Here is a 21,511-nt window from a genome sequence, read left to right as displayed (position 1 = left end):
ACTATTTTGTTAAGTAAAATTATCTTATGAGCAAAAAGCAAATATTTTGCCGTTTTTGCGTATAAAAAAGTAGGAGGGAAATATGAAACCATATTCCAAAAAGTTTTTGGCTGGTGTGTTATTGTTTTCATTAGTATTGCCGAGTGCAACGACATTTGCAACTAATCAAACAGATAGCACTACATATGCTAAACTTCAAGAACAAGGCGTAAAGGCAGACCAAGAAGTCAAAGTAATCGTAGAAACTAGTGACAAGGCTGCTATCGAAAGAGAACCAAACGTGAAGAGCGCAAGATTCTCAAAAGCTGTGAAGGCATCTGAAGCAGATGTTAAGAAAACTTCAGAAAACATCAAAACTAAACTTAACAAAGAAAACGTTAAAGTTGACAAAGAAGATGAATTTTCTGCAGTTATCACAGGTTTCTCAGCTAAAGTTAAAGCAAAAGACATCGACAAATTGAGAAAACAACCTGGAGTTAAAAAGGTTACAACTCAAATGAAGGCTGAAAGACCTAAAGGAGGAGCATCTCCAAACTTGGCTTCGGCTCCAGGAATGATTAAGGCTAATACTTTGTGGGATCAATACGATTTCTCAGGACAAGGAATGTTAATTAGTATTATAGATACTGGTGTCGATCCATCTCACAAAGATATGAAACTATCGCCTGATATCAAATCAAAATACAGTAGCGAAGACGAAGTAAACAAAGTTATTAAAGAAAATGGATTAAAAGGTAAATGGTACAACAGAAAAGTTCCTTATGGATACAACTACGCTGATGAATCAGAAGAAATCAGAGACTCAGGAATAGGTGGATACCACGGAATGCACGTAGCTGGTATAGTTGCTGCAAATGGTGATGCAAAAAATGAAGGAGTAAAGGGAGTAGCACCAAACGCACAATTATTAGCGATGAAGGTATTCAGCAACGATGCATTAGTATCTACAGTTTACGAAGAAGTATGGTTGAAAGCGATTGACGATTCAGTAAAACTTGGTGCAGACGTATTGAACATGAGTTTGGGAATGGGTTCAGGTTACAGTAGAGAAGGCGTTTCTCCTACAAATGAAGCATTCAACAAAGCTAAAGCTGCCGGTGTTGTATGCGCAGTTGCCATGGGTAATGACCGTGTTACAAACTGGGGTGGAGAAGGCAAGACTAACTTAGCTATCAACCCTGACTTTGGTACTACAGGACACCCTGCAGTTGCAGATCCATCTTATGCAGTAGCATCAATGGAAAACAAAGAAATGAGAGGAAGAGTTGTAAAAGTTGAAGGACAACCTGACATCTCAGCAGGTACTGCAGAAGGCGAAAACGAAAAGACAACAACAGGAAAGAAACCATACGTTTATGTTGGATTAGGAAATACCGAAGAACAATATAATGGACAAGATGTAACTGATAAAATCGTTCTTGCAATGAGGGGAGACGGATCCTTTAACGACAAAGCTCAATTAGCTAAATCACTAGGTGCAAAAGGTATCATAATTTACAACTCTCCAGAAGGCAACAACTTGTCATTTATGTCTGGAATGGAAGATAAAAATTTCCCTTCAGTATTCATCAGTAACAAAGATGGACAAAAATTAATTGATTTATTAGGTAAAAACCCAAATCAACAAATCAACATCACTCCAGTACATTCTGTTAAAAATCCAAAAGGTGAACAAATGAGTGAGTTCTCATCTTGGGGAATCACACCTGATTTGAGATTAAAACCAGATATCGCAGGTGTTGGTGGACAAATCTACTCAACAATAAATGAAGACAAATACACTACGATGAGTGGTACATCAATGGCAACTCCACAAGTTGCAGGTGCAAGTGCATTAGTAATGCAAAGATTGTACAAAGATGGTTTCTTAAAGAGAACAGCTGATGGCAAACCAGACCCAATTCAAGAATACTTGACAGTTTTGGTAATGATGAACACAGCTACCCCTGTAAAAGACACAGAAGTAGATGAAGCTTCATTGTATACTCCAAAACAACAAGGTGCAGGACTTGTGGACCTTGAAAAAGCAGCTACAACTCACGTAACTGTAACAGCTACTGGCGGAAAAGATACAAAAGAAGATGGTAAATTAGAACTTGGAGAAGTTGGAGATCAATTTAATGCAACATTCAAATTGAAAAACTACTCTGACAAAGCCATCACATTTACACCAAAATACATCTCATTAAGAGATGAAGTTAAAGATGGAAGATACACAGAACATTCATCCGTTGCAGAAGAAAAAGAATTACCACAAGTTACAGTAAAAGCTAATAGTGAAGAAACTTACACTGCAACTATATCTACAGAAGGAATTGACAAGAATCAATTCGCACAAGGATATGTAATGTTCAAATCAGAAACTAATCCTACACTTTCAGTTCCTTATACTGGATTTAAGGGCGATTGGTCAGAACCACAATTCTTGGACAACATGCCTGATTTCAGCGACGATGTCAACTACAAACCACTAGTATATGATAATGGTGGAATAGATAAATCAGGATTTATGAGAAGAGGAAAAGAAGGCGGATGGAACTACTGGAATGCTTGGAATGTCGATGGCAAACCAACTGTATTCGTTAATTCACGTGATGACGAAAAATTAAACTCAGAAGTTGCACCAGTAATCACAATCATGAGAAACGCTCTTGATGTAAAATACGACATCTTAGACAAAGATGGCAACACATTGAGAAACTTATTCATCGACCCAATTCTTCTAAAAGTAAATGGATTGTACAAAGACAATGGTAAATGGAACTTCGAATACGTTCCTGGTGGAGCAGCTTGGGATTTCAAAGATCAAAACGGAAAAGATGTTGAAGAAGGACAATACATCTATCAAATCACAGGTCACGTTGATTACAAAGATGCTAAGAAACAAAAATATCAATACAACATTTTGTTAGATAACCAAGCACCTAAATTAAGCTACAAATACGACGAAGACAACAGAACTATAAAAGTAACTGCAAAAGATAACTTGGCAGGCGTATTTAGTGTAGGATATGAAAACACTAAAACTGGTGAATGGCACGAACAAGAAGTTAGAAAAGATCCTCAATTCGAAGATGTTGGAATCGTAAGAGATTACTCTTATACATTCAAAATAGCTGATGGATTTGACTTGGCTAACTTAAGCATTTACGCTTGGGATAACTCAAGAAATGTCGCTGGAGAAAATGTTGACACAGGAGTTAAATCTGACATTAAGATCAAACCAATAGAATTGAAAGTTGGAGATTCAATTCCAGGAATAGATCAAATTAAAGAACACATCGAAGGATTACCAAAAGATGCTGAAGTTAAAATATTAGAAAAGAATTTTGAAAATACAGAAAAACCTGGTGAATTTGGAATTAGAGTATCTGTTAAGATTGGCGATATGGAAACATATTACTGGATTCCAGTTGTTATAAAAGGTGAAGAAAAACCAGAAGAACCTGAACCAGAAAAACCAGCAGAAAAAGACACTACAGTTTACACAATGCCTGTAATCACTGTTCAAAACCCTGATTACTATGCAGCATTTGGTAAATACGAAGACGAAAAAGACCCAGAATCTTACAAGAAGATTCACGTACAAGGTAATGTTACTCACATTGACCAATTAGATCACTTAACATTAACTATCACTAAAGATGGTAAACAAGTTGAAGGAACTGAAGTTCAAGAAATCAAAGTTAACAAAGATAAAGATGGCAATTTCGTATTTGATCACGAATTAGACATTTCTGGATTGGAAGATGGATTTGTTTACGAATTGCAACTAAAAGTTACAGGACAAAACATCGAAGGACGTAAACTTGAAGATACTATCATCAGAAGAATCAGAAAAGACTACGTTGCTCCAACAATTGAATATACTGTAGAACACGAAGATGAAAAAGCCCCTATGGCTAAGATCAAAGTAAAAGGTCATGAAAACATGACTTATTTGGAAATGTATCTTAACAATTCAATGCTTTCAAGAATAGACAAAACTTGGGATGCCTTCGAACTAAAAGAAGGCGTTGACGGAGAATTCGAAATAGAAGTTCCATTGGAAGTTGGCGAAAACAAATTCCAAATCAAAGCATACGACGATGCAGGAAACGAAACAATCGAAGAAGTTGTAATCAACAGAAAAGATCCTAACGTAAAAGATCCAGTTGATACAACAGACTTATTGAACAACTTATTAAAAGCACATTCAATAGTAGAAGTTCCTGAAAAATACGAAGTGACTGATGAACAATTAGCTGAACTTAAAGATTTGATTGAACAAGCAAGAAAAGCTATTGCTGAACAACAACCACAAGACAAGGTTGATGAAATCAACAACAAATTAAAAGAAGTATTAGCTAATATCAAAGAAAAAGAAGCTAAGAAAGTTGATAAGAAAGAACTTATCGGTCAAAAAGAAGATGCAGAAGAATTGTTGAAGAAGAAAGATGATTATAAACTTGACGAACAACAAGAAAAAGCATTACAAGATTTGATTAAAAAAGCTGAAGATTTAGTTAAGAATGAAGATGCAACTCAAGAGGAAGTTGACAAATTAGCTAAAGAAATCAAAGATGAAATAGCTAAGATAAAAGAAGCTGGCAAGGAAGATCCAACAACACCAGATAAACCTGGCAAAGAAGATCCAACAACACCAGATAAACCTGGCAAGGAAGATCCGACAAAACCAGATAAACCTGGCAAAGAAGATCCAACAACACCAGATAAACCTGGCAAGGAAGATCCAACAAAACCAGGCGAAAAACCGGGCGAAAAACCAGGTGAAAAACCAGGTGAAAAACCGGGCGAAAAACCAGGCGAAAAACCAGGTGAAAAACCAGGCGAAAAACCAGGTGAAAAACCAGGCGAAAAACCAGGTGAAAACCCAGGAACAACACCAAGTAATCCTGGTACAGTAACACCAACTCCAAGCGTACCTGGAACAACAACTCCAAGCACACCAGCTGAAACAACAAAAACTACAACAAGAGTTGCAGGAGCTGACAGAATTCAAACATCAGTAGAAGTATCCAAGAAATACTACGAATCTGCTGACACAGTAATCATAGCAAACTACGAAAAATTCGCAGACAGCTTATCAGCATCAGCATTATCAAAAGCATTAAAAGCACCAATCCTACTAGTACAAAAAGATCAATTAGATTCAGTAGTAGCACAAGAAATCAACAGATTAGGCGCTAAGAATGTAATCGTAATAGGTGGAGACCACTCAGTAGATAAAGCTAAAGACAGCCTATCACAATACAACGTTCAAACAATAGCTGGTTCTGACAGATACGAAACAAGTGCTAAGATTGCACAAGAAATCATCAAACGCACAGGAACTAAACAAGCAGTCATCGCAAGCGGCGAAACATTCGCAGACGCATTGACAGTAGCTCCACTAGCAAACAAACACAACATGCCAATACTACTTGTACAACAAAACAACATACCAAAAGCAACACAAGAAGTATTGAAACAAATCAACAAAGTAATAATCGTAGGAGGAGAAAAAACAATCTCCAAAGAAGTAGAAAACAAACTTCCAAATCCTACAAGAATTGCAGGAGCAAACCGTTACGAAACAGCAAAGAAAATCTACGAATACGACTTCAAAGACAGAAAAGAAGTTAACATCGCAAACGGAACAAACTTTGCAGACAGCTTAGTAATAGGCTCCATTGATTGCCCAATATTATTAACAGAAGCAAATGAAATTCCAGAAGCTACAAAACAAGCTTTTGAAGAAGCAAAATTTGAAAAAGTTAATGTATTTGGTGGAGAAAACTCAATAAGTGAATCAGTTGTAAAAGAATTGATTAAATAGAGTGAAAAAGTCGCACGATTTATGTCGTGCGACTTTTTTTGTGCAAATTTTCGAAAAAACGCTTCTTTTATGATATATTATTAAATAGGAGAAGTGTTATGAAAATTTTGAAAAAATTACTATTGGTTTTAGTGGTGATTGTTATGATACCTCAAATCGCCACTGCATCGGAAATAGATAAAATAGACAATATAATCAATCCAAATAGAGGACAAAATGATAGTGTCAGCAAAAAAATCATGCAAAACTTTAAAGCTAACTTATCATTTGCAGTAAAACAAGCGAGGGATGAGGATAATGCTATATTAAAAGTTACAGTATTGGACAAAAAAAGCAAACCAATACCGAAAGTTGAGATAATAGTAACTGATCTTCAGACTGGCAAATCTCGAGAAAATCAGACAGATGAAAAAGGAGAAGCACAATTTTATAAGCTTGCACCATCAGAGCATTCCGTGAAGGTAGTGTCTGCTCCGTCGGGATATTTCTTCGATGAACAAAAAGTGTTACTTGAAAATAACACCGATAATTCCAAAACTTTGATTGCCAAGACAAGAGAGGACAAGGACAAAAAATACAAAATAACTTATAGAATTACCGACAAATACGCAATTGCCTTGAAGGAAATAGATGTCAGATTGCAATCGGATACAAAAGAATACTTGTCAAAAACCGATATGTTTGGTTATGCGTATTTTGAAGTAGAAGATCCTGGGAAATATCAGGTATACGTGGACAAAATGAGTGAATATTTTGAGAAACATGACAATTTCAAAATCAATGACATTGAGATTAATCCAAATTCTGAAGAATCTATTTATAGTTCACAAATAGACGAACAAATCAAAAAAGAGTTTGAATCAGCACTTATAATCAACGTTAAAAAAGCCGACAAACCACAAAAAAAAGTTCTGGTTTCATTAAAAGATAGAAGAACAGATATGTATGCATTCCAGTACACAAATAAAGAAGGAAAAGTAGTATTCGATAATTTGTTTCCGGGAAACTACGTTCTTACTGTAAATAATGAAGATAGGTTGACTGAAAATGGCGTAGGAGGAGTTATATTAAAAGAAGGGCAAGTGCGTGAATTCGATGTAGTATTATCACAAAATTTGTCCAAGAAATCACTTGTGGTAGAAAAGAAGGAACACGTCGATGAAAAACTCCCAGAATCGGGAAATAAAGACGAAAGAATGATGATTTTATTCTCGGTGGGAATAATAGCGTTGGCGTATTTATTTTTGAACAAACAAAAAAGAGAAATCTAAAAAAAAGATGATATGTACCCTCTTTACTGGACAAACCAGTAAGGAGAGTACATATCACTTTTGTAGATGCTTTTTCACTGATTTATGTGAGAGAATTCACAACTTTTTATATCATCTTTTATGGTTTTATTCTCACAAAATTGAAATAAATATCTTAATAACTTTATTTTGTCAGTATCTATTTTCTTGTATAGGTCTGTTACTTTTTTATCATTAAACCAATTTATCTTTGTATTAATTTCCCCTCTATGTTCGATATAGTAATCAGCTATGGATTCTAGTTCTTCTTCAAACTGCTTAGCTTTAGCAAAATTAAAAATTGGGAAAATCATTATTGAAACAAGATTTCTTTTATCAATATATTCAGGATTATTTTCAAATTGTTCTTTATAATATGAAAAATCAGTATCTATAATCTCTGCTCTATTTAAATCTTCATAAACTATTAATGCAAGATCTTGAGAATCTTTTTCCAATGTTAAAACCATAATATTTTTAGCATTATACTCTAATTTTAAGAAATAATCTATTATAATTAACACCTCCTATATAGCAGGTAGTACTGCAGGCAAAGCTTCTGGAGCAAAGAAAGCAACCCCTACTATTGCAACAAAAATTCCTTCTGCTATTATTAAATATTTATATTTATTTAAATTCAATTTTCTCCTTTTTATTTCAGCTTTTGCTCTCTTCATGTTCTTTAAATCATTTTGACCTTTCTTATAGTCTTTTGATCCTCTTACCTTCTCCCTAACTTTTTTAGGAACTCCAGATCTTTCTAAGGTCTTTCCATGACTAGGTGTTCCATCTACATTTTCTGTTCCGTGAATACCTCTTTTGTTATTATCAACATGAACGTGTGGTTTTGCATTACTAGATGAAGGCTTATCAACCCTGTATGTCCAACCATTTCCTAAAGAATGCGTCTCCCCATAACCGTAAAAAACAAAGTCATCATCTTCTTCGTCAAGAATATGTGTTCCTGAGTATGACCCAACGTCTATTCCTAAATAATTTAATTCTTTTTCCAAAGCGTTTATAGTTTCATCGCTAGCTTCACCATTTATTGAAGCTTCTTTTTCAGCTTTCTCGACAAGTTTAGTGATACTTTCAAAACAATCAGAATAAGTATATGATTTAGTTGGAATAATACTTAAACTCATAGCTATAACAAGTATCAAAATTACATATTTTTTAATTAATTTAGTCATATATCCTCCTACGTAATTATTTTAGTATTATTTTAATCCCATTACAATCAATTATTTAAACAGATTGCAAGCTTAATTACAATAAAAAAATAATTAACAATCCTATATCATCATAAACAGACTCACTGGTCTCATTGCCACACATTATAGCCCTGTCAAGTGCCATGATTGTAGCAATAACTCCGTCTATCTTTTCTGTAGATTTTTCCTTATCTGCTTTTATATTTCCAGCAGAATCAGTTCGTATGAAGATATTATCCATCATACATCTAAGGACTGGATGACCTCCGTGGCTATTTTTCTTTCGAGAGTTAGTTTCATTAATTCTTTTGTTGGTGGAGACATGTCTTTAAATTCTTGACCAAAAGGAACAACTGGGCAGAACTATCCACATATTTCAAATACCCAGAAGGTATCAGAAAACTAATATACACAACAAATGCCATGGAAAACTTCAATAGGCAACTAAGAAAAGTTACAAAAAATAAGGCCATATTTCCAAATGACTATTCACTACAAAAAAGCTTGTACCTAGCAATGGTAGACGCTTCAAGTAAGTGGGCAAGTATAATACGTGGCTGGGATCAAATCTTATCGCAATTATCAATATTTTTTGAGGGGAGGTTTTAGATAAGTTAAAAATAGAGTATAAAATTAGCTACAAATTTTTAAAAATTTAACAGTTTATTAAAGTCGTGTAAAATTAAGACAAGCTCCATTCCTATAGGAATGGATAGGTATTGATACATAAAAAATGTATCAACCCTTACCCTTATATCAGGATTTAGGTTGATACACAAAATTATTTACAGACCCATATGACCTGAACCCCTCCATCCTTATTCCGGATTTTGGGGTTCAGGTTACACAGGTCTTTTTTGTATGCCAATTACTTAATCACATTCAACACACCCATTGTTGAAAGCATCACTATTATTCCCGCTGTGATGACTCCAAGTGTTACGGGAAGCATACTTTTTTTAGGACTCAATCCCAAGAATGATGCCACTAATGCGCCAGTCCAAGCGCCTGTTCCAGGAAGTGGAATCGCCACCAAAATGTAGAGTCCAAGCCTTCCGTATTTGTCGATTGTCTTGCTTTTTTCTTGTGCTTTTTTGTTAATCCAATCCACAAATGGTTTGAAAGTGTCGATTGTATCCAACCATTGTAGTACTTTTTGTGTCAACAAAATCAAAAATGGTATCGGCAAGATGTTGCCAATCACAGACAGCCCGAATGCAAGTGCCGGGTTGATGTTATTTGCAAGTGCGTAAATCATCGACCCTCTGATTTCCAAAACAGGAAGCATGGACAATATGAACATATAAATTATTTTATTCATACAAACTCCTATTTAAACAAATCGTAGTCCAAATCATCGTATGATTCGATGTATTGGTCCACTTTTTCATCAATTATATCATAATCATTAACAGTGGATTCGTCAGTTATTCCCACGATTTTAAATCCCATTTTGTCGACCGTATCGATGCAGTACAACGCATCTTCAAACACAATCGTGTCATCCACATTAGAGCCCAATTTTTCAAGTGCACTATTCCAATATTCGTTTTCGTATTTGTGGTAGCCAACGGATTTACAAGTTTGCACGAATTCAAAATAATCCAATATCCCTTGTTTTTCAAGAGCAGGAATTGCCAAGTGGTCTTCTGTGGCTGTTGCAACACACATTTTAATTCCCATTGATTTTAGCTTTTCGAGCATATCCAAAACGCCCGGTTTCAAATCAAATTCATTCATATATCCGTTTCTAATTGTGTAATATATAAAGTTCAAACCATCGTCTGTGGTTTTTTTGATGTCAAAAGTTTCGTGAATGTAATCAATAGATGTCAAAAGTGTTTTGGTTTTGATTGTCCTTATAAAATCATCGTCAGGTTTTATTCCCAAATTTTCAATGTAATCTAAAATAACTCTGTTCCATTTGTACATGGAGTTAATCAAAGTTCCATCCATATCAAAAATTGCGTATTTAATCATAAATTCATCCTTTCATTTATATTTAGATTTTAGTATATGGGGTATGTAAAGTCAATCAAAATCCAGTGTTTTTACGTATTTTACAAATATTTTATTTTTATAAAATTGAAAAATTATCGGGAAAACCATATAATATTATTAGTGATATGAGGAGGAATAATATGGAAAATTTTGACAAAAAACTAAACAATTACGCAAGATTAATTATTGAAAAAGGAATCAATGCAAACGATAGACCACTTGTGATTCGTTGTGCAGTTGAAAGAGCTGATTTTGCAAGACTTTTGGTAAAATACGCTTACGAAAAAGGCTGCAGCGAAGTTATTATGGAATGGAATGACGATGCAATCAACAGAATGTACTATGAAAACGCATCAGAAGAAGCGTTGAAAGACTTTCCAGATTTTATCGTTGAAAAATCCAAATACTATTTTGAAAAAAAGGCAGGGGTAATATCTGTATCTTGTCAAGATCCTGAAAATTTGAAGGGCGTGGATCCTGACAGAGTTCAAATGAGATCCAAGGTTTCTGCTGAAAAGATGAAGCCAATTCAAAAATACACAATGAATGACATCAACAGCTGGTGTGTTGTAGCAGCTCCAAGTGCTGGCTGGGCGAAGAGAGTGTTCCCAGAACTTTCAGAAGAAGAAGCAGTAGAAAAATTATGGGATCAAATCTTCAAGGCAACTCGTTCTGACACAGAAGATCCTATCAAAGCTTGGGATGAACATTTGGATACAATGAACAAACACGCAGAGTTTATGAACAAGCACCAATTCGTGAAGCTTCACTACACAAATTCATTGGGAACTGATTTGACAATCGAACTTCCAAAAGGACACGTATGGATAGCTGCACAATCCACAGATAATTACGGAAATGATTTCGTACCAAACATTCCAACAGAAGAAGTGTTCACAGCACCTCACAAAGACAAGGTAAACGGCGTTGTTTACAGCACTAAGCCTTTGAATTACGGTGGAAACACAATCGACAAGATGAGATTTGAATTTAAGGATGGAAAAGTTGTGGACTTTGATGCAGAAGTTGGCAAGGAAACTTTGAAGAATATGTTCGACACTGACGAAAACGGAAAATACTTGGGAGAAGTGGCACTTGTTCCTTACGAATCACCAATTTCGAAATCAAACGTCACATTCATAAAAACATTGTTCGACGAAAACGCATCTTGCCACCTTGCATTCGGCCAAGCTTATCCAACTTGCGTAGAAGGTGGAGTGGACATGAATGAAGACGAATTGAAGGAAAATGGAATCAACGATTCATTGATTCACGTGGATTTCATGGTTGGTTCAGAAGATATGAGAATCGTTGGAACTACAGCTGACGGCAAAGAAGTAGAAGTATTCAAGGAAGGAAACTGGGCAATCTAATGGATATACTAAAATATTGCAAAAGAGAAGAAGCAGACCCACAATACATGTGGGATTTGTCTGCATTGTATAAAACAGAAGAAGAATTCGAAAAAGCAGTGAAGACAATTGATTTGATGGCAGATGATTTCAAGAAAAATTACGAAAACAAACTCAAATCAGCTGACATCATCAAAAACGCAATGGACGATTACAGAGATATCGTGGCTAACATCGACCGCATCGCACACTACGCGTCACTTGATGTGGAAGCAGATGGCCACAACGAAAAGTCCCAAAAAAGAGCCATGGCGACATTCACAAAAATCGCAGACATCGAAAACAAAATGAGCTTTTTTGAAACAGAACTCGTACAAGTTGACGAACAAACACTTGAAGAAGTGAAAAACGACACCAACAACACAAGATACATCGACGATTTGTTGAAGAAAAAAGAACACATCTTATCCAAAGAAGTGGAAAATGCAATAAGCAAATTCTCACAAACATTCAGCTCATTCTACGAAATCTACAACACAACTAAAATTCACGACATCACATTCCCTGATTTCGAAGTAAATGGCAAAAAATACGAAATGACTTACAATTTGTTCGAAGGAGTTTACGACAACGACCCTGACACAGATTTGAGAAGAAAATCATACGAAGTGTTCTACAACGAACTTGCAAAATACAAAAACACAACAGCAATGATTTATCTATCACATTGCCAAGCAGAAAAGGCAGAAAGTGAACTAAGAGGATACGATTCAGTGATCGATTTCTTGTTGGACAGACAAAACATTTCACGTGAATTGTACGACAGACAATTAGACGTAATAATGGAAGAACTTCCTAAACACATGAGAAAATACGCCCAAATCATCAAAAAAGAATACGATTTGGACAAAGTTACATTCATGGACTTGAAGCTAGATGTGGAAAACTCATTCTCCAAAAACATTTCAGTAGAAGATGCAAGGAATTTGGTCAAAGACGGACTATCAATCCTAGGTGAAGACTATTCCAAAATGCTAGATCGTGCATTTGACGAAAAATGGATTGATTTCGTAAACACATTCGGAAAATCAACAGGAGCATTCTGCGCATCTCCATTCTTGGCACATCCATACGTGTTGATATCTTGGACTGGCAAACTAACAGAAGCTATCGTATTGTCACACGAATTGGGACATGCAGGACAATCCTACATCTCACAAAAAACACAAAACGTATTGGACAACGACCCATCAATGTACTTCGTGGAATCACCATCCACAACAAACGAACTCATCATGAGCAGATACTTGCTAGAAAAAGCAACAACTGACCAAGAAAGAAGATATTTGTGTGGACAAATAATCTCCAGAACCTACTTCCACAACTTCGTCACACACTTTATCGAAGGATACTACCAAAGAGAAGTGTACAAATTAATCGATAAAAAAGAAGGATTCACAGCAGATGATTTGTCAAGAATATTCAAAGAAACACTACAAAAATTCTGGGGAGAAGACGTTGAAATCAACGAAGGATCAGAATTAACATGGATGAGACAACCTCACTACTACATGGGATTGTATCCATACACTTACTCCGCAGGACTAACAATCGGAACACAAGTATCCAAAATGATTGTCGAAGAAGGAAAACCAGCAGCAGACAGATGGCTTAAAGCATTGGCATTAGGCTCCACAGAGGATTCTGTCGGAATCGCAAAAGCTGCAGGAGTAGACATCACAACAGATAAACCACTCAAAGACACCATCGAATACATCGGTAAAGTAATCGATGACATCGAAAAATACGACAAATAATATAAAATTGGCATCGGTATCGGTGCCATTTTACATAGATAAGAGGCAACAAATGTATATACAATTTAATAATATTAAAAAATCGTTCGACGGAAATACTGTACTTGACGTTGAGAATTTACAAATAGAAAAGGGCGAAATAGTTTCAATTATCGGGAAAAATGGATCCGGTAAAAGCACACTAATTAAAATTTTATGTGGATTATTGTACCAAGATCAAGGAGAATGCAGAGTTGATAATATCTCTAACCAAAATTCAAAAATCAGAGAACACACGAAACTCGTGCTTGAAAGCGGTGGAGGATATTACGATTATTTAACAGCCACTGAAAACATCATGTATTTTCTCGGACTAAACCACGTTAATTACAATGAAAATGAAGTGCATAATTTGATGGGTAAACTCAATTTTACAGAATTTAAGGACAAAAAAGTATCAGAATTATCGCAAGGAAATCGTCAAAAACTTTCGCTCATAGTGACACTTCTAACCAATCCAGACATAATTTGCCTAGATGAACCTACAAATGGATTGGACATCAATAGCATGAATATTTTGTTGAATTTTCTACACAAAATAGCAGTTGAAGACCAAAAGACAGTCATCTTCACAAGTCACGACCTATCATTTATGAAAAACATCAACTCCAGATTAATTCTAATAAATGAAGGGAAAATCGTACTGGATAAACCATCAAAACAGTTGTTTGATTCAAAAGATTTACAAAAAGACATCATTGAAATAGAAAACACCAACAGAAATTTACTAGATAATTTGAAGAAAACGAAATACGAATTTACCGACAATTCAATTATACTGTCAGTTTACGATGAAGATGAGAAGGAATTTCTACTGAAAAACTGTGACATCATAAGTATGAGAAAAGAATCTTTAAATGCAGAAGATGTGTACTTCAGGGTGATTTCAAATGTTTAGTAAATTGTTATTGGAATTTAACAGAGATTTCTCAGAAATCAAAAAATACAAATTCAACGTCATATTTGCAAACATCGCAGTGCTTTTGATTGCACTTTTCATCATAGATGGACTGTTTGTAAAAGAAAAAGAAATCGTGTTTTTGATGATGATATTGTGGTATTATGCGACTTATGCGATTGAATCACCAACGTTTTTGATACAAAACGAAATAACAGACAGAACACTGATATCAATTGTCCAATCAAAAACGGGGATACTATCTGTAGTTTTGTACAGAAATTTAGTGGAATATTTGATGAATACGATAAAAGTAATAGTGATATTCACACTGATATTTGTATCAGTAGACTTTGATTATTCGAAATTCAACCACATTCCTATAATAATTTTAGTGATGGTTGTGTCTGTGTTCATACTTTATCAATTGGGCACTTTCTTATCAAGCTTCACACTATTATATAAAAGACTTGGAAGTTTTGTCGCCTTGGCAGAAACATATATGTTGTTTTTCGGAGATATTACAGTAAAAGTCAACAACAAAGTGCTTTTATTTATTAATAAAATAATATTCCCATTTAACAACGCTCGTGAAATCTTCACACAATTACAACTGAATAATATCAGATATGATTTGATAATACAGCTTTTGATTCAGGCTTTGATATTGTCCGTTTTGGTCAAATTTTCATACGATAAAAACATTCAAACAAGCATGAAAAGAGGTAATTTGTATGGGATATAAATACGGAGAATTACGAAAATACATCGATGAAAACAAAAACTATAAAATCGAATATTTCTCAAAGCTAATATCGGATATTATCATGCTTGCGGGCGTTTCATTTATGCTAAAATCAACGGATAATTGGAACAATGAATCGTTCACGTATTTTTTGATATGGTATTTGTTGCAAACAGTGTTATTTGAACTCGTTAAATCTATAGAATTTGAAATCAAAAGCGATGGGCTGATTAATATGATTTCATCTAGAACCAGCATTGTAATGATTTATTTCAGAAGAAGCATTGTTTGGTTAGTAAAAGCGGCGATTTTGTTTTCGATTGTAATATTTTTATCGGGAAATGGATTAAATGGGATAATACAATTCAAGCCAAATCTGATAGTAGCGATAATCTTTTCATTAATTCTAATGTATGGTGTGTTCTTCTTATTCATGGCACTTACATTAATTTACGAAAGAGTCGCATCATTTACTGGATTTATAACTACAGCGTTTTTGATATTTGGATACAAACTCACAATAACACAAGAAATTAGGAAAATAATTGTGGGAAATCAAGCAGATATGAAGAAAATTGTGCTGAATTTGATACTTTTATATGCTGTGGCGTATCATTTTATGAAAAAAGCAAGAACGAAATTACAGTATAGGGGATTCTAATGAACGAAAAATTTAAAAGATTTATGGTGGTATGGTTTGGGCAATTTGTGTCGATGCTTGGGTCGGGGATTTCATCATTTGGATTATCGTTGTGGATTTTCATGATGACAAAAAGTGCCACGACTTTTGCGATGACGTTTTTAGTTCAAATTTTACCGGGAATTATATTTGCGCCATTTGTAGGATCAATGGCAGACAGAAAACAACGAAAACATATTATAGTGTTAACCGATTCGCTCGATGCTGTACTTAAAGTAATACTTATGATTTTGCTTGCAAGAAATCACATGAAGGTGTGGATGGTGTATCCATTGACTTTCTTGTCACAAACTTTAGGAACATTTCAAAATCCTGCATTTAATGCGACAATTCCACTTTTGGTTGAAAAGAAGGATATTCCACGCGCAAATGGTTTTATGCAACTTATCAGGGCGATTCAAAATATGCTTGCTCCGTTGATTGCAGGTGCGTTATTTCCATTTATAGGACTTACTGGATTGTTTGCGATTGATTTTGTAACTTTCTTCGTCGCTATTTTGACGATTTTACCTCAAAAAATCGAGCAAGAAATCGAAGAAGTTAAGGAATCTAACTTCACTAAGACAATTGTTAGTGATTTGAAAATAGCGTTTGAATTGTTGAAACAAAAACAGGGATTTATACAAATAATAGTTGTGTTTTCCATTTTGAATTTTGTGGCAAACATAGCTATGGTATTGGTTGGTCCGTTGGTAATGAGTAATTATGACACAAAAATTTACGGACTTGTGAATTCTGTGTCGGGAATTGCGATGGTGTTAGGTGGAGTAATTTCTGGTGCAATTCCAAGTGAGAAAAACAAAGTAAGATCGATTTTCCTAAGCTTAATAATTTGCTCTATTGGTATGATTGTTATGGGGATAAATTACAGCTGGATTGTTATTGCTGTGGGATTTTTCTTATTTATGATTCCTACTCCTTATGCGAATGGTACTTTGGGATCACTGATGCAATTGAAAATAGAGACTAAAATGCTTGGAAGAGTTGGTTCATTGGTAGATTGTCTAATGAAGATTATCACACCTATAGCAATTATTTTGGCTGGATTTTTGGCTGATAATGTGTTCAATCCACTTTTAGTAAAGGGCGGAAAATTATCTGACACTTTTATCGGGAAAATCATTGGAGTTGGAAATGGCAGAGGAATTGGGCTGTTATTTGTAATTTGTGGAACAATTCTACTTATCATTTGCGTGATGATGCTTTTGAATAAAAACATTAACCGACTTGAAGAATTAAACCCAGATGTAATTAATGATTAGTTTAGTGTAATTGGGGTATAAATACACAGAAACAGTTCAATCTGGAGATTGGAAAGCTGAAAAACACGTTCCAGTTATTCATATCGATAAAAAAGAAGGATTCACAGCAGATGATTTGTCAAGAATTTTCAAAGAAACACTTCAAAAATTCTGGGGAGAAGACGTTGAAATCAACGAAGGATCAGAATTGACATGGATGAGACAACCTCACTACTACATGGGATTGTATCCTTACACTTACTCCGCAGGACTTACAATCGGAACACAAGTATCCAAAATGATTGTAGAAGAAGGAAAACCAGCAGCGGACAGATGGCTTAAAGCATTGGCATTAGGCTCCACAGAAGATTCTGTCGGAATCGCAAAAGCTGCAGGAGTAGACATCACAACAGATAAACCACTCAAAGACACCATCGAATACATCGGTAAAGTAATCGACGACATCGAAAAATACGACAAATAATAAGAATGGCATCGGTATCGGTGCCATTTTACATAGGAGCATCTAATGTATATACAATTTAATAATATTAAAAAATCATTCAACGCTAAGACAGTGCTTGACGTTGAGAATTTGCAAATAGAAAAGGGCGAAATAGTTTCAATTATAGGAAAAAACGGATTTGGAGGAATTCAAATATTCAAATCAAACATACTACTGTCAATATTTTTATCGTTTGTATTTATGTATGGAATATTCCTGTTATTTATGGACTTAGCATTAATTTATGAAAGAATAAGTACATTTACTGGATTTATTACTACTGCTTTTTTGATATTTGGATATAAACTAACCATTGTACAAGAAGTTAAAAATATAATAGTAGAAGGACCTTTTGACTTGAAAAAAGTGGTATTTAATGCTATATTTGATAGTGTTAGTGATAATGGTTTTTAATATTATTTGTAATCGTGAATAAATTTATTAGTTTAAATGAAATTTTATTTTAAATGTATATTTAAATTATATAGTGAGGAGAAATTTATATGATGATTGATAAAAGACTTATTAAAATAGTCGAGAAAAGCAAAAAATACGTTACATTAAATGTTTTGAGTCAATGGATATCATTGGTAGCAAATATTGTAATGATGTTTGCAATTACGAAAGTTTTAGGTAAACTTTACGATAAAACTTTAGATAAAAAAGATATTATTTATCTTTCAGTAGTGGTTCTATTTTGTTTGTTAACTAGAATGATTTGTTATTTTCTATCATCGAGAATGAGTTATTTATCTTCAAAAGAGGTTAAGATTACTTTTAGAAAAAAGATTTATAGGAAGTTACTTTCATTGGGAAGTTCTTATCGTGATGATGTTAATACTTCTGAGATAGTTCAGGTAGCGGTAGAGGGAGTTGATCAGTTAGAAACTTATTTTGGTTCGTATTTGCCACAATTTTTTTATTCTATGTTAGCACCTGTAACTCTTTTTTGTGTTTTGGCTCCGATAAATTTCCCTTCTGCGATAATATTGTTACTTTGTGTTCCGCTTATTCCAATTTCTATAGCAGTAGTAATGACTTGGGCTAAGAAGTTATTATCAAAATATTGGGGACAATATACTGCTTTAGGAGATACTTTTTTAGAAAATTTACAAGGATTGACTACTCTGAAAATTTATCAGTCAGATGAATTTAAGCACGAAAAGATGAATGAAGAGTCGGAAAAATTTCGTAAAATTACTATGAAAGTATTGGCTATGCAACTAAATTCCATAACGATAATGGATGTAATTGCTTATGGTGGAGCTGCTATTGGTTCTATCTTAGCTGTGTATAATTTTAAGACTGGAAATATTGATTTGTCGGGTTGTATACTTATTATTTTATTATCAGCAGAATTTTTCTTGCCTATGAGACTTTTAGGTTCGTTTTTTCATATTGCAATGAATGGAATGGCAGCAAGTGGCAAAATTTTTAAACTCTTAGATATTACTGAATCTGAAGATGGCGAGTATGAATTTAAAATGGGAGATATTGAAATCAGAGATGTTAATTTTTCTTATGAGGAAGATAAGGAAGTATTACATAGAGTAAATATGAAGTTGGAACACGGAAAATTCACAGCTATTGTAGGCGAGTCAGGTTGTGGGAAATCGACAACTGCAGCGATTTTAATGAAAAAAAACAAAAATTATTATGGATCTATAAAAATATCTGGAATCGAACTTTCTAAAATTACTGAAAAAAGTATTATGGAAAATATAACGTATATTGGACATAATAGCTATTTATTTAAAGGTACTGTAAGGGAAAATCTTTTAATAGCAAAGCCAAATTCCACAGATGATGAACTTTCAAGCGTTTTAAAAAGAGCTAAATTATTTGATTTTCTTCAAAATGAGAATGGTTTGGATACATTGGTTAGCGAAAAAGGAGGAAATTTATCAGGAGGTCAATGTCAAAGATTGGCATTAGCGAGAGCTTTACTTCATAATACTCCGGTGTATATATTTGACGAAGCTACATCAAATATCGATTTAGAGAGCGAAGAGGCTATTATGAATGAAATTCATAATTTAGCAAAGTATAAGACTGTAATTATGATTTCTCACAGGCTTGTCAATGTCAAAAATTCAGATGTTATTTACGTCATGGATAAAGGTCGTGTAATAGAAAGTGGCAGTCATGAATTATTGTTAGATAAGGGTTGTGTTTATGCTAGTTTGTGGGAAACTCAGCAAGAATTAGAATGTTATAACAAGGAGGAGAACCATGAAACAACGTAATGGATTTATTGTTATGAAAAAATTAATAGGATTGGTGAGACCGCTGACTGGATATATGATTTTGGCAATTATAACGGGATTATTGGGAAACTTATGTGCGACATTTATCACGGTGTTAGGAGGAGTTGCCCTATTAGATGTGCTAGGACAATCTGTGAAATTAACTTATATGACTGCTTTTGTTATGTTGGTGGTATTTGCGTTGATAAGAGGATTTTTAAGATATGCAGAGCAATCTTTTAATCACTACATTGCTTTTAAATTATTGGCTTTGATACGAAGTAAAATATTTTTTGCTTTGAGAAAGCTATGTCCCGCAAAATTAGAGGGAAAAGACAGGGGGAATTTAATTTCTTTAATTACTTCTGATGTAGAACTTTTGGAAGTTTTCTACGCACATACTATATCTCCTATTGCAATAGCAGTTTTATTTTCGGTAGTTATGGTGTTGTTTATAGGAAGTTTTAATCCAATATATGGATTTATTTCTGCAATTGCCTATATAACTGTGGGGATTATTTTACCAATACTAATGAACAGATTAGGTGGTGAAAATGCAGTTAATTTTCGTAATAAATCTGGAGAATTGTCGAGCTTTGTATTGGATAGCATGAGAGGTTTAGATGAAACTATTCAGTATGGAGATGGTGAAAATCGTTTAAATCAAATAGATAAAAAATCACAATTGCTATCTGACATAGAAAAAAATATGAAGAAAAATATGGGAATTAATGCAGCAGTTACAAATGGAGTAATCATTTTATTTGATATTTCCATTTTAATTTGTGCAATTTTATTGTATGAAAAAGGAGTTGTAAATTTTTCGGGAGTATTATTGCCGTTAATCGCGTTGATGAGTTCTTTTGGACCGGTTATATCATTGGCAAATTTGGGAAGCACATTACAAAACACGTTGGCAGCAGGAAATAGAGTTTTAGATATTTTAGAGGAGGAACCTCTTGTAAAAGATATTCAAGGAAAATCAGAAATAAAATTTCAAGGAGCTTATGCGAATAACGTTAGCTTTGCATACGAAAATGAAAAAATATTAAAGAACTTTTCAATGGATATACCTAAAAATAAAATTATAGGGATTGTAGGAAGAAGTGGTAGCGGGAAATCAACTATATTAAAATTATTTATGCGATTTTGGGACGTTCAAGAGGGAGAACTAAAGATTTCTGACAAAAAAATCTCTGAGATTAACACAAAAAATCTCAGAAATATGGAAAGTTTTGTAACTCAAGAGACCCACTTATTCCACGATAGTATAAAAAATAATTTAAAAATAGCAAAATTAGATGCAACCGATGAAGAGATAGAAAATGCTTGTAAAAAGGCGTCTATTCACGATTTTATTATGACGTTACCTAAAGGATATAATACATCGGTTGGAGAGTTAGGAGATACACTTTCAGGAGGAGAACGTCAAAGGTTGGGACTTGCAAGGGCGTTTTTGCACGACGCACCTTTTATGTTACTAGATGAACCTACATCAAATTTAGATAGCCTTAATGAAGTTGTCATTTTAAAATCGCTTTATCAACAACAAGATGGTAAAACGGTAGTATTGGTCTCTCATCGTCTGTCTACAATGAGAATTGTGGATAAAGTATATTCAGTAGAAAATGGTAGGGTGAGTTAAT

The 21,511-nt window shown here is 34.2% G+C and carries 17 protein-coding genes and 1 pseudogene; 13 read left to right on the top strand and 5 right to left on the bottom strand.

Annotated features, from left to right (window positions below; genetic code table 11):
• Positions 1–82: 82 nt before the first annotated feature.
• Both ACU68U_RS02765 and ACU68U_RS02760 read left to right on the top strand, forming a co-directional pair.
• Complete coding sequence (locus ACU68U_RS02765; protein WP_446762702.1) at positions 83–5,818, top strand: cell wall-binding repeat-containing protein; 5,736 nt, start codon at positions 83–85, stop codon at positions 5,816–5,818.
• 98 nt (positions 5,819–5,916) lie between these two features.
• Entirely contained in the window at positions 5,917–7,089 is a 1,173-nt protein-coding gene (locus tag ACU68U_RS02760; RefSeq protein WP_446762701.1) for an MSCRAMM family protein, read from the top strand.
• Between the two features lie 74 nt (positions 7,090–7,163).
• Here ACU68U_RS02760 and ACU68U_RS02755 read toward each other — a convergent pair whose 3' ends face one another.
• The 3 genes from ACU68U_RS02755 to ACU68U_RS02745 form a co-directional block, all read right to left on the bottom strand.
• Complete coding sequence (locus ACU68U_RS02755) at positions 7,164–7,565, bottom strand: hypothetical protein (RefSeq protein ID WP_227930605.1); 402 nt, start codon at positions 7,563–7,565, stop codon at positions 7,164–7,166.
• A 69-nt stretch (positions 7,566–7,634) separates the two neighbouring features.
• On the bottom strand, positions 7,635–8,300 hold the full coding sequence (locus ACU68U_RS02750) for a hypothetical protein (protein ID WP_392434656.1): 666 nt from the start codon (positions 8,298–8,300) through the stop codon (positions 7,635–7,637).
• Between the two features lie 76 nt (positions 8,301–8,376).
• A complete protein-coding gene (locus tag ACU68U_RS02745; RefSeq protein WP_446762728.1) occupies positions 8,377–8,625 on the bottom strand; it encodes a terminase TerL endonuclease subunit in 249 nt (82 codons plus the stop codon).
• Between the two features lie 41 nt (positions 8,626–8,666).
• Between ACU68U_RS02745 and ACU68U_RS02740 the strand changes: the two are divergent.
• Positions 8,667–8,930: pseudogene (locus ACU68U_RS02740) on the top strand (transposase); the annotation flags it as partial.
• A 259-nt stretch (positions 8,931–9,189) separates the two neighbouring features.
• On the opposite strand, the gene ACU68U_RS02735 reads toward ACU68U_RS02740, so the two are convergent.
• Both ACU68U_RS02735 and ACU68U_RS02730 read right to left on the bottom strand, forming a co-directional pair.
• Positions 9,190–9,642: a COG2426 family protein gene (locus tag ACU68U_RS02735; protein ID WP_446762700.1), complete on the bottom strand. Its 453-nt coding sequence runs from the start codon at positions 9,640–9,642 to the stop codon at positions 9,190–9,192.
• Positions 9,643–9,650: 8 nt separating this feature from the next.
• Entirely contained in the window at positions 9,651–10,301 is a 651-nt protein-coding gene (locus ACU68U_RS02730; protein ID WP_316513624.1) for an HAD family hydrolase, read from the bottom strand.
• 161 nt (positions 10,302–10,462) lie between these two features.
• Here ACU68U_RS02730 and ACU68U_RS02725 point away from each other — a divergent pair, with 161 nt between their 5' ends.
• From ACU68U_RS02725 to ACU68U_RS02680, 10 genes are all read left to right on the top strand, one after another.
• The gene (locus tag ACU68U_RS02725) at positions 10,463–11,695 is read left to right on the top strand and encodes an aminopeptidase (protein WP_446762699.1); all 1,233 of its coding nucleotides are present in this window, start codon (positions 10,463–10,465) and stop codon (positions 11,693–11,695) included.
• Positions 11,695–13,491, top strand: a complete 1,797-nt coding sequence (gene pepF, locus ACU68U_RS02720; protein WP_446762698.1) for an oligoendopeptidase F — start codon at positions 11,695–11,697, stop codon at positions 13,489–13,491. The genes ACU68U_RS02725 and pepF overlap by 1 nt, the downstream gene beginning before the upstream one ends.
• A gap of 52 nt (positions 13,492–13,543) precedes the next feature.
• Positions 13,544–14,428, top strand: a complete 885-nt coding sequence (locus ACU68U_RS02715) for an ABC transporter ATP-binding protein (RefSeq protein WP_446762697.1) — start codon at positions 13,544–13,546, stop codon at positions 14,426–14,428.
• Positions 14,421–15,173 carry an antibiotic ABC transporter permease gene (locus ACU68U_RS02710; protein ID WP_446762696.1) on the top strand — a complete coding sequence of 251 codons (753 nt, stop codon included), beginning with the start codon at positions 14,421–14,423 and terminating at the stop codon, positions 15,171–15,173. Before ACU68U_RS02715 ends, ACU68U_RS02710 begins: the two co-directional genes overlap by 8 nt.
• The gene (locus tag ACU68U_RS02705; RefSeq protein WP_412701404.1) at positions 15,163–15,834 is read left to right on the top strand and encodes an antibiotic ABC transporter permease; all 672 of its coding nucleotides are present in this window, start codon (positions 15,163–15,165) and stop codon (positions 15,832–15,834) included. The genes ACU68U_RS02710 and ACU68U_RS02705 overlap by 11 nt, the downstream gene beginning before the upstream one ends.
• Positions 15,834–17,135: an MFS transporter gene (locus ACU68U_RS02700; protein WP_446762695.1), complete on the top strand. Its 1,302-nt coding sequence runs from the start codon at positions 15,834–15,836 to the stop codon at positions 17,133–17,135. The genes ACU68U_RS02705 and ACU68U_RS02700 overlap by 1 nt, the downstream gene beginning before the upstream one ends.
• 10 nt (positions 17,136–17,145) lie before the next feature.
• A complete protein-coding gene (locus ACU68U_RS02695) occupies positions 17,146–17,598 on the top strand; it encodes a M3 family metallopeptidase (protein ID WP_227930593.1) in 453 nt (150 codons plus the stop codon).
• Between the two features lie 45 nt (positions 17,599–17,643).
• Complete coding sequence (locus tag ACU68U_RS02690; RefSeq protein ID WP_094205012.1) at positions 17,644–18,033, top strand: hypothetical protein; 390 nt, start codon at positions 17,644–17,646, stop codon at positions 18,031–18,033.
• 89 nt (positions 18,034–18,122) lie between these two features.
• Positions 18,123–19,865, top strand: a complete 1,743-nt coding sequence (locus ACU68U_RS02685; protein WP_172975100.1) for an ABC transporter ATP-binding protein/permease — start codon at positions 18,123–18,125, stop codon at positions 19,863–19,865.
• The gene (locus tag ACU68U_RS02680) at positions 19,852–21,510 is read left to right on the top strand and encodes an amino acid ABC transporter ATP-binding/permease protein (protein WP_446762694.1); all 1,659 of its coding nucleotides are present in this window, start codon (positions 19,852–19,854) and stop codon (positions 21,508–21,510) included. The genes ACU68U_RS02685 and ACU68U_RS02680 overlap by 14 nt, the downstream gene beginning before the upstream one ends.
• The last annotated feature ends 1 nt before the right edge of the window (position 21,511 follow it).

Source organism: Finegoldia sp. P3-F-LR (assembly GCF_052932165.1).
The sequence above is the reverse complement of the archived record's forward strand: the minus strand, read 5'-3'. Positions and strand labels throughout refer to the sequence as shown.